Consider the following 10,328-nt stretch of genomic DNA (forward strand, 5'->3'; position numbering starts at 1 on the left):
TGGTTTGGGATATGAAAGGGTAATGACCACGATCCCTGGCGCCGTTATCATGCCGAAGACCACGGAAGAGGTACAGAAGATTGTGAAGATATGCAATCGCTATAAGGTGCCTTATGTCCCGTACAGCACCGGTTTTTATGGTCCCCGTTCACATTGCCATGTTAAAAATGAGCTGCTTATATGCCTGAAACGGCTGAATCATTTTGAGATAGATGAGAAACACTTTTATATCGTTGTAGGCCCCGGCGTTATATATTCACCGATCCAGGAAGAGGCGATGAAGAGAGGCGCGTACGTGGTTGTCGGTGGGGGTGGCGCGCATGTATCGGCCATTGCCAATCTGATCGGTGACGGCTGGTCTCCCTTAAGCCACCGGATCGGCCTTCCTCACAGACGTATACTGGGAACAGAGCTTGTGTTGCCGGACGGGGAGATTGTAAGGACGGGATCACTTGCCCTCGGTGACGATCCCTTCTGGGGCGACGGACCCGGCCCTGATCTAAGGGGCATCCTGAGAGGGTACACGGGTTTGAGGGGATGTCTCGGGATCGTTACGAAGATGGCCATAAAGACCCTTCCTTTTCAGCCGGAACGGCTTGAGCCTACGGGCATTTCACCGAACACCGGACTGGCGCTTCCTGAGAAACGCGTGAAATGGATCAACTACCAGGTGCCGAACAAGGAGGCACAGATCAAGGCAATGTACGAGATAGGGAAGGCGGAGATCGCAGGGGCAGTAACAAAGGTCCCCCTTTTCTGGCGGGCAATTGCCAAAGCGGAATCCAAGGAGGAGTTCTGGCAGTTGTGGGGGAAGGAGAATGAAGATACAATTAAAAACTTCCATATCGTCCGCGTATTGCTCATAGGATTTACCTCTGAAGAACAGATGCAATATGATGAAAATGTGCTGAACGATATCATGAAAGAGGTCGGCGGCATACCGCGACCGACAAGACCATTGGATGAATCCTGGATCAAGAATGCGGATTCTGCCGGGATGTGGGTGATGTGCGGGTCATACATATCCGTCGATTATGTCATCGACACGCTCACTCAGGCTACGGTCCACGGGGAGAGTTATGCTGACCTGAAGAAGAAGTACACGCCGCCCCTGATGCCGGACTATGCTGATCCGGGCTGGTTCCAGATCTTCGAGCTGGGCCACCAGGGGTATTCCGAATTCCTCGTGTACTGGGATCAGGACGAAGATACGACAGGTGTCGACCAGTACTATGTGGAGACATCGAAGATGAATATACGGGAACGCTTCTATACGGCTGTTCTCGGGCCTCTTCAGCCGCTCTACTTGACGGGTCCCATGTACGGGCCGAACTATCATGAGTGGCTCTTGAAAGTAAAAGATGAATTCGATCCGCTCTGGGTTTGCCACCCGCCGGTACCTCTGGCTCATGACGAGTTTGTAAATCGTGCGCCGTGGATGAAGTCGATAAAGGACTGGAAGAGCCCAAAGAAATTACCTATGCCTGAATGGCCATAGATATCAGCTTTAACGAGGTATTCCATGCACGGGAGGCAGGGAAGTCCTCAGGTTTTTTACGAAGTATGTTTTAAATGATATAATTATGTTCATGAATAGAAGCTCCAATCCTGTGAAACCATCCAAAAAAACGGATTTTCCGGAATCGGGGTTTTATTATGGGTACATGACAGTTGCCGCTGACCTTTGTTATCATATAGGTATGTTTACTATAGTGAACATTATTCTAAAAAAAGCATTAACAAATCTCTTGACAAAAGAAAGAGGTTAAGATAATATTTTTATGAAATTCTTAATAGTGAACATACCAGAAAAAAGGTCATTCATTATGTCTCGTTTCCATAATTTAAAGACATGGGAAGTAACGTCGTACCAAAAATACATACAAAAGTTATACGCAAATGTAGAAGTACGGGGTAATGGTCAATGGCAAAAGTGAAGATGACCTGTCCAATTTCGAAAGGGGCCTGCACTGAATGCCCTATATACAGAGGGAGACACTTTTACATGTGCTTTTCCAGGGAATATCATGGGGTCTCACTTGGCGCAGAACAGATTGATGAACTGAAGTCCAAATATCATAAAGGCAATAATGATGTTCAGGACAAAAAGTTCGGAATGCCTGACGATATACAAAAGAGCTCAAGGTGGATAAGTAACGTGGAGGAATTGGTAGAAGTGGAAGAATTAGAAGAATCAACAGAAAGGAGAGGACTATGATCAACGATTTTAATTATCTGAAGCCTGGCACGCTTAAAGAGGCGTTTGCCATGTATGCAGAGCACGATGATTGTAAGGTAATATGTGGAGGTCAGTCTTTGCTGATCGTGATGAGACAGGGAATGATCGCCCCGGAATACCTGCTCGACATCAAACACATCAAGGAACTCAATTATATCAAATTTGACAAGAAAGAGGGCTTGAGGATTGGCGCCACCACTACACACCGCACCATTGAAAAGTCCGATGTGATAAAGAAAAATTATCCCGTACTCGTGTCAATGGAGAACAAGCTTGCATCAATCCAGGTGAGAAACTGGGGGACCATCGGCGGTAACATCGCACATGCCGACCCTGCAGGAGACCCTGCACCGGTTTTGATTGCACTGAAAGCAGGCGTAAAGTTTGGCGGCGCAGCAGGCGAGAGAACTATGCCTCTGGAAGATTTTTTTGTGGACTACTTTGAAACGGCATTAAACAAAGGCGAACTGGTGCTGGAAATCCAGGTACCTCTCCCTGAACCGAAAACAGGCGCCGCATATCAGAAATTCAACCTGCTCGAAAGTGATATGGGAGTAGTAGCAGCAGCAGCCTCTGTAACGCTTAACGGAAACGGCAAATGCAAGGACGCAAGGATTGTCCTCGGCAATGCCGGCTCTACACCGAGGAGGATCAAAGGGGCTGAGGAGTTGTTGGTTGGAAAGGCGCTCAACGAGAAGCTTTTTGCCGAGGCAGGTAAAATAGCATCGGAAGACTGTGAGCCCGTTGCAGACATCCATGCGTCTGAGGAAAACAGAAGGCACATACTGGGCGTGCTTACAAAGAGGATGCTGCAAAAAGCCTTTGAAGAAGCTAAGGCTTAATAGAGAAAGGAGGTCTTGTATATGGAAAAACAATTGTTACGGCTCATGGTAAACGGACAAGAGTATGAGTTATACATAAACCCGAAAACACTTCTGGTGGAAGCAATAAGGGATCATATAGGCTTGATTGGGACAAAGAGAGGTTGTGATACCGTATCCTGTGGTGCATGTACGGTAATGATTGACGGCATGTCCGTGAAGTCATGTTCTGTGCTTGCAATGCAGGCCGAAGGCGCCCGGATAACTACCATTGAAGGGCTGGAAGAAAACGGCAAGCTGGCGCCCATCCAGAAGGCATTCATTGATCATGGTTCATACCAGTGTGGTTTTTGTGCTCCCGGCATGATTATGTCCGCACAGGCATTGCTCAACGAGAACCCGGCTCCTACCGAATGGGAGATAAGGGAAGGCATTGAAGGGAATATCTGCCGGTGCACCGGTTACAACAGCATCGTCCGGGCAATCGATGCGACGGCAAAAGGTAAATATGCGGAGGTTAAATCATGAACAAATACACCGTAATCAACCCACATTCAGAATTTAAGGTAATTAACACCCATATTCATAATATAGACGGTATGGCGAAAGTAACCGGCCGGGCGACCTATACCTTCGACGTGAAGCTGCCCAACATGCTCTACGGCAAGATACTGAGAAGCCCGCATGCCCATGCGAAGATCCTGAAGATCGATTACAGCAGGGCCATGGAGCTTCCCGGCGTCATTGGCGTTGTGACGGGCAAGGAGGACACCCTTGGCATCAAGCAGGGCATCTGGCGGCGTTACCAGGACCTCTGCGATGAGCAGGTGCTCCCTGTCGATAAGGTACGCTACATCGGCGAGCCTGTTGCGGCAGTGGCAGCAATAACCGAAGAGATCGCGGAGAAGGCCCTTGACTATATTGATGTTGACTACGAGGTGCTCCCCGGGGTTTTTGAGCCCCTCGACGCTATAAAGAAAGAGGCGCCGGAGATCCATGAAGGCTTTGAGCGGAACATCAACGTTACCCGGCATATCGAGTGGGGTGATGTGGAGGAGGCCTTCGAGGAAGCAGAGTACATACGGGAAGACTGGTTCAAGTGCGGCGGTCAGGCCCACATGTGCATGGAGACCCGTGCGGCAGTGTCCAGCTACACGCCTGATGGAAAACTTACCATATATCACTCCAACCAGTCCCCGTATTATATGCAGGGGCTTATGGCAGGAGTGCTCGGCATGAGAGAGGGCGATATCCGCGTCATCTCCACGTATGTCGGCGGCGGCTTCGGCGGCAAGTTCGAGCTTGACGGGGCGATATTCTGCAGCGCCGTGCTTTCTAAGAAACTCTTCAGGCCCGTCAAGATCGTATTCACGAGGGAAGAAGACTTCATCGCCACGAAACGCAGGACCCCCATGTTCTATTATGTACGGACCGGCGTGAAAAAGGACGGTACCTTCTGCGCGCGGGAAGCCAAGGTCTTTACCAACGGCGGTGCATACACGGGCATGGGCGCAACAGCGCTTTATCTCACAGGTTTTTTCCATTCATTCCCTTACAGGTGGAAAGGCTACCGCTATGACGGCTACAGGGTCTACACAAATACATTGCCGTCGACATCGATGCGCGGATTCGGAGCACCGCAGGCCATGTTCTGCTCGGAACAGCAGATAGAGTGGATTGCGGCTGATCTGGGTCTCGACCCGATCGACATGAGACGGAAGAATTCCCACCATGAAGGCTACGAAGTGCCGGGGCAGGCGACGATCGCAAGCTGCGGCATCGACCAGTGCTATGACGAGATCCGGAAATGGATCAAGGATAAAGGTAAATTGCCTGCGAACAGGGCCATCGGCATCTCTGCCTGCGGCTTCATGTCCGGCGGTATCTTCAACTGGTTCGATACCCCTTACTCATTCTCCTCTGCAGTGGTGACTATCAATCAGGATGGGACCGTGGAACTCTTTGTAGGCGCTCAGGAGATCGGTCAGGGATCGAATACCACGCTTGCCATCATTTGCGCAGAGGCGCTGGGTGTCAGGGTTGAGGATATCAAGGTACACTCGGGCGATACCGATTACTGTCCGCCCGATCTCGGCGCATGGGGTTCCAGACAGACCCTTATGGCCGGCAACGCAGTAAAGATGGCGGCAGAGGACGCAAAGAAACAGCTTCTTGAGTTTGCTTACGCGCAATCGGGATACAATATCGTATACGACATGGATATAAAAGATCGATGGGTACACGCTATCGCGCGTCCGGAAAGGGGCTACGACTTCGGTGAGCTGGTAAAGAAGGCCATTCGCGGCAAAGACGGCCAGAAGATCGTCGGCAGGGGCTACTATACGCCTCACAGAAAAGGCATGATCTCCCCGGCATACAGCTACATGCTCCAGGGAGTTGAAGTGGAAGTTGATGAAGAAACGGGCAAGATCAAGCTCGTCGACAGCATGACAGCACACGACTGCGGACAGCCCATCAACCATCTCGGTCTCATCGGTCAGCTCGAAGGCGCATTCTCCATGGCCGCCGGTTACGGGTATCTTGAATACATGCCCTATGAGGACGGCAAGCTGATGAACCCGAACCTGGTGGATTACAAAATGATCAGGGCCACAGAGATGCCCCCGGCGAATATTGCCGAGATCGATACCTATGAACCGGAGGGACCGTACGGCGCAAAGGAGGCCGGCGAAGGTCTTACCAACCCGACCGCAGCGGCCATCGGCAATGCCCTTTTCCACCGCTTTGGCATACAGATGAAAGAAAACCCCATACGGCCTGAGATGATCCTGAACGCCCTGAAAGAAAAGAAAGAAAAAGAGCAAGGGAAAAAAGGGAAAAAATAAAGAGGAGGGATACTGTGAACTTTAAATGTCCTGTATGTAAAAAAGAGTGGAATAGCAGTTTACAAGTCGCACGGCACATGTTTGGAACTGGCGATAAACCACATAAGGCCTGGGTTGACGAGCAAGGCAAAACGCAGGGTTTCACATTCATCGATCTTATGATCGAACAGGCCACAACACCGGGAAATAAAAGCTATGTAATGCTGGCCGAGGTCATTGAAAAGGCACAGGATAAGCTGTAAAAATAACGGGGAAGTTAAGGAAGGTCAATTCCATACATAGGAGGATTTTATGATTATAGAGGGAGGATTTACATTAAATGCACCCATCGATAAATTGTTTGATTTTTTGCTGAAGCCGGATACCATCATGACATGTATGCCCGGCGCAGAGTCGGTGAGGCTGATTGATGACACCTCATATGAGTGCGTGGTGAAACAGAAGGTCGGCCCCATCTCGGCAAAGCTGAAATTCGTGAACAAGCTTACAAAAATCGAGCGGCCCACCCATATGGAGATCGAAGGCGAAGGCGAAGACATGACAAAGCTTGGCCACTTCAAGAGCAAGACCACTGTGGACCTGAAAGAAGTGTCACCGGGCCAGGTAGAGGTTACCTATAAGTCGGATGTGAACATCGTCGGGAAGCTTGCCATGTTCGGCGACAGGATCATGAGGGCAAAGGCAAAGGATACAGAGAAGGCATTTACAAAGAACCTTCAGGAAAAGCTGAAAACCATCGTATAAGCAGTAAAATTTTTTAAAACCAAAGTATTAAGGGCTTCCAAACGGGAAGCCCTTTTTTTCGCTTGGACCCTCGAACCCTTGACCCCTGTGTTTACCCTAAGAGCTAAAGGCCTTTCTTATCTCCTTCTTCAGGATTTTTCCCTGGGGGCTCTTCGGCAGTTCTTTCCAGAATTCCACTGATTTGGGTTTCTTGAAACTTGCCAGCCGCTCGCCACAGAATGCCTTGATCTCATCCTCTGTAGCCCTGGCACCTGCCTTCAGGACAACAACGGCCTTCACAACCTCCCCCCAGTGTTCATCCGGTACCCCTATCACCGATGCCTCCGACACCGCAGGATGTTGATACAGAATCTCCTCTATCTCCCGCGGATACACATTAATCCCGCCTGAAATGATCATGTCGTTTTTTCTCTCGACGATATACACGTAGCCGTCTTCATCGAGCCTGCCGAGGTCGCCCGTATGGAGCCAGCCGTTTCTCAGCTTCTCCGCCGTTTCCTCGGGCATCTGCCAGTAGCCTTTCATCATCGCATCGCTTCTGCCGATTATCTCGCCCACTTCACCAGTGGGAACATCATTATCATTCTCATCAACGATCCTGATCTCGTAATTGAGCACAGGCTTTCCGGAAGAGGCCAGCCTGGCAACTTTCTTCTCGGAACCATCCATAATATGGTCTTCAGGTTTCAGGCACGTGGTAAAGGGCCCGCTCTCGGTCTGACCATACAATTGGGCAAAGCCACAGGGAAAAACCTCTATAGCCCTTTTCAGGAGTTCTACGGGCATAGGGGCAGCTGCGTACAAGATCAGCCGCAGGCTGCTCAGATCAAATCTTTTTACATCCGGTACCTGGAGGAGGGTATGGATCATCGTGGGAACCATTTGACATCGTGTAATCTTTTCCTTTGCAATATATTCCAGCGCCTGTACCGGGTCAAATCCTCCCTCACGCCGGATATAGAACGTGTTGGGCATAAAAGAATGGCGTACAATGTTATCTTCGCATGCCACATGATACATGGGGAAAGTGATCACGACCCTCTCGTCGTATTCAACCCTCAGATCGATGACGCTTGCCACGGCGTCGGATACGAGGTGCCTGTGTGTTCTCATGGCGCCCTTTGCCCTTCCTGTAGTTCCGGCGGTAAAGATAATGCTCAATACATCGTCTTCGGATACCGGGACCCCCGGCTCAGTGGCCTGACCGGCAGCAAGCACCTCTTCGTAGCCCTCCATAACCGGCAACTGAGCGCCCTGGAGGCATATGTAACAATCCACAGATTTCAGTTCGGGCTCAAGGGCCGAAATCATTTCAGCATAATCCCTGTCAATAAGGAGGAATTTTGGCGTCGAATAGTCGATGATGTCTTTCATCTCCCATTGTTTCAGATGGTTGTTGTAAGGGCAGAAGATGCCGCCGGTCTTTGCCGCGGCAAAATATATCTCCATAAATTGATGGCAGTTGTGTACAAGTACGCCTATACGGTCGCCTTTGTTCAGGCCCTTCTTCAAAAGCGAATTTGCCAGACGATTCACCCTTTCATTGAACGCCTTGAAGGTCAGCCGTATATCTTCCGAAACGATCGCCGTTTTCCCGGGAAACTTGTTCGCATTCCTTATCAGTATATCTCCGAAAACCATTTTTTTACCCCCTGTTTGTTTTATATTTTCTAAAAAACCCCGTCATCGGTCGCCCCCCTGGAAACCGTTGATGATAACCTCTTGATGGTGATCCCTGTTCAAACCTTTGTGGCTGTTTTTACAATTTGAATGCTTTTCCCCGAACAGCAGTATATTTTACCATGCCCCCTTTTTTAATTAAAGCAAGGATTTCTTCCGGGTGGGTAGCATCATAGCCAAAGTACCCGTGGCGATTCGATCTGTGACAATGAGGAAGTACCCCGGATGGAATATGGGATGCCGATGTGCGTTTTGGATACAATCTGTATCATATGGATACGTCCCTGTCTTTTTATGAGGAACGAGCTTCGATGAATAAATAGAAAAATGGGAGCGCTTCCGTATATATAAACATTAAGCTAAAAGACTCTCTTCAGGAGTTCGTTCGCTATAACCGCCTTTTCAACCTCTTTAGATCCTTCATAGATCTCCACGATCTTTGCATCTCTGTAAAACCTCTGGATATCGTACTCTGCGATGTACCCATATCCGCCGTGAAGCTGCAGCGCTTCGTTCGTAACATAGACGGCTGTCTCTCCGGCAAACCATTTGGCCATTGAGATCAGGGCCGGATCGAGCTTCCCGTGATCGAGAAGCCAGGCCGATCTCCAGTAGAGGCCGCGCGCCGCCTCTATCCTTGTTGCCATCTCGGCGATCTTGAACTGGACGCCCTGAAGTCTGGCAAGGGTTCCTCCAAAGGCCTTTCTCTTTTTTACATGAGATATTGCCATCTCAAGCGCCCCCTGAGACACGCCGACACCCTGGGCTGCCACGTGGTTCCGCGTCTTGTTGAAGAAGTCCATGAGCTGGTAAAAGCCTCGCCCTTCCTGTCCGATAAGGTTCTCTACGGGCACCTCCATATTACTGAGACTCAGTTCAGCCGTGTTTGAGGCCCTGATACCCATCTTGCCGTGTATCTTTGTGGCCTCATAGCCCGGCGTGGAGGTATCCGCCAATATGATACTGGCCCTCTTATGAGGGTCCTTCTCGTTCGGATTGGTGATGACATAAATGAGCATAAAATCAGCGAGGCAGCCGTTTGTAATGAACATCTTTGACCCGTTGATAACGTATTTATCGCCCTTTCTTTCCGCCCTGGTCGTGAGCATGGTCACATCACTGCCTGCATCCGGCTCGGTAATGGCAAAGGCGATCATCTTCTCCCCCGTGGGGATCAGGGGCAGGTATTTTTGTTTTTGCTCTTCCGTCCCGAAGGCCTGCACCATTTCCGAACCGAAGCTCCAGGAGCCAATGCTCTGGCCGCACCCGGGATCGACGCGCCAGAATTGCTCGGTTATGAGGGAGTGTTCAAAAAAGCCGAGGCCGGCTCCCCCATACTCTTCTTTAATAAATGTGCCTATAAAACCGTTCTCGCAGGCACGTTTTGCTATTGCGAGGTCAAACTCCTCTTTCTCGTCAAACTCCTTTGCCCTGTCCCTGAATTCCCCTTCCGCAAACTCCCGTGCCGCCTTTACTATGTCTTTTTGTTCCGATGTGAGCTCCATCTATAAACCTCCAGAGTATATGTCCGCTTCTGCCGTCCGAATTTCACGAAGGCCGGGCATTAAGCAACTGTAAAAGCAATTGTCATGCCATATGCGTATGCCGTATATCGTATATCGTATTCAGCTATCAGCGGTCAGCTTTCAACTATCAGCCTAAAAGCTTTTTTGTTTCGGCTGACTGCTGTGTGCTGACGGCTGATAGCTATCTGCTGTCGACTGCCTTTAGCGGTGGATAAAAGAAACAACTGTGTTGAAAATACACGCGTGTGTTCCCGAGGGCCTAACCATCACCCTCCATCCTCTGATAAAGCTTTTTCCGGCTTATGCCCAGAAGCCGGGCGGCCTTACTTTTATTCCCTCGCGCGAACTTCAGTACCCGCCTGATGTGTTCTCTTTCAACCTTCCTGAGATCAAGGGCTTCGCCCTGTAATGGAATTTTCTCATTTTGAGTATTATCGAGGTGATTTTCCATCATGGTCTGCGGCAGGTCTTC

10 protein-coding genes are annotated in these 10,328 nt (G+C 49.8%); 7 read left to right on the forward strand and 3 right to left on the reverse strand.

What is annotated here, in order from left to right:
* The 7 genes from PHU49_09925 to PHU49_09955 form a co-directional block, all read left to right on the forward strand.
* A partial coding sequence (locus PHU49_09925) for an FAD-binding oxidoreductase (protein ID MDD5244323.1) occupies nt 1-1,498 on the forward strand: 1,498 nt, incomplete at its 5' end.
* Nucleotides 1,499-1,924: 426 nt separating this feature from the next.
* The gene (locus PHU49_09930) at nt 1,925-2,218 is read left to right on the forward strand and encodes a hypothetical protein (protein ID MDD5244324.1); all 294 of its coding nucleotides are present in this window, start codon (nt 1,925-1,927) and stop codon (nt 2,216-2,218) included.
* A complete protein-coding gene (locus PHU49_09935; GenBank protein ID MDD5244325.1) occupies nt 2,215-3,081 on the forward strand; it encodes a xanthine dehydrogenase family protein subunit M in 867 nt (288 codons plus the stop codon). The genes PHU49_09930 and PHU49_09935 overlap by 4 nt, the downstream gene beginning before the upstream one ends.
* 21 nt (nt 3,082-3,102) lie before the next feature.
* Nucleotides 3,103-3,588: a (2Fe-2S)-binding protein gene (locus PHU49_09940; protein ID MDD5244326.1), complete on the forward strand. Its 486-nt coding sequence runs from the start codon at nt 3,103-3,105 to the stop codon at nt 3,586-3,588.
* Nucleotides 3,585-5,906 carry a xanthine dehydrogenase family protein molybdopterin-binding subunit gene (locus PHU49_09945; protein ID MDD5244327.1) on the forward strand — a complete coding sequence of 774 codons (2,322 nt, stop codon included), beginning with the start codon at nt 3,585-3,587 and terminating at the stop codon, nt 5,904-5,906. Before PHU49_09940 ends, PHU49_09945 begins: the two co-directional genes overlap by 4 nt.
* A 14-nt stretch (nt 5,907-5,920) precedes the next feature.
* Complete coding sequence (locus PHU49_09950) at nt 5,921-6,148, forward strand: hypothetical protein (GenBank protein MDD5244328.1); 228 nt, start codon at nt 5,921-5,923, stop codon at nt 6,146-6,148.
* Nucleotides 6,149-6,197: 49 nt separating this feature from the next.
* Nucleotides 6,198-6,650 carry an SRPBCC domain-containing protein gene (locus PHU49_09955; GenBank protein MDD5244329.1) on the forward strand — a complete coding sequence of 151 codons (453 nt, stop codon included), beginning with the start codon at nt 6,198-6,200 and terminating at the stop codon, nt 6,648-6,650.
* Nucleotides 6,651-6,746: 96 nt separating this feature from the next.
* Here the strand turns inward: PHU49_09955 and PHU49_09960 are convergent, their stop codons facing one another.
* From PHU49_09960 to PHU49_09970, 3 genes are all read right to left on the reverse strand, one after another.
* Entirely contained in the window at nt 6,747-8,291 is a 1,545-nt protein-coding gene (locus PHU49_09960; protein MDD5244330.1) for a long-chain-fatty-acid--CoA ligase, read from the reverse strand.
* Nucleotides 8,292-8,689: 398 nt separating this feature from the next.
* A complete protein-coding gene (locus PHU49_09965) occupies nt 8,690-9,835 on the reverse strand; it encodes an acyl-CoA dehydrogenase family protein (GenBank protein MDD5244331.1) in 1,146 nt (381 codons plus the stop codon).
* 280 nt (nt 9,836-10,115) lie between these two features.
* On the reverse strand, nt 10,116-10,328 hold a 213-nt coding region (locus tag PHU49_09970), incomplete at its 5' end, for a helix-turn-helix domain-containing protein (protein MDD5244332.1).

This window comes from Syntrophorhabdaceae bacterium, from assembly GCA_028713955.1.
Taxonomy (GTDB): domain Bacteria; phylum Desulfobacterota; class Syntrophorhabdia; order Syntrophorhabdales; family Syntrophorhabdaceae; genus UBA5609.

Excerpts from the sequence above, each read along its gene's own strand:
- PHU49_09930 (MDD5244324.1), top strand. The coding sequence starts at position 1,925 with ATGGCAAAAGTGAAGATGACCTGTCCAATTTCGAAAGGGGCCTGCACT.
- PHU49_09935 (MDD5244325.1), top strand. The coding sequence starts at position 2,215 with ATGATCAACGATTTTAATTATCTGAAGCCTGGCACGCTTAAAGAGGCG.
- PHU49_09940 (MDD5244326.1), top strand. The coding sequence starts at position 3,103 with ATGGAAAAACAATTGTTACGGCTCATGGTAAACGGACAAGAGTATGAG.
- PHU49_09945 (MDD5244327.1), top strand. The coding sequence starts at position 3,585 with ATGAACAAATACACCGTAATCAACCCACATTCAGAATTTAAGGTAATT.
- PHU49_09955 (MDD5244329.1), top strand. The coding sequence starts at position 6,198 with ATGATTATAGAGGGAGGATTTACATTAAATGCACCCATCGATAAATTG.
- PHU49_09960 (MDD5244330.1), bottom strand. The coding sequence starts at position 8,291 with ATGGTTTTCGGAGATATACTGATAAGGAATGCGAACAAGTTTCCCGGG.
- PHU49_09965 (MDD5244331.1), bottom strand. The coding sequence starts at position 9,835 with ATGGAGCTCACATCGGAACAAAAAGACATAGTAAAGGCGGCACGGGAG.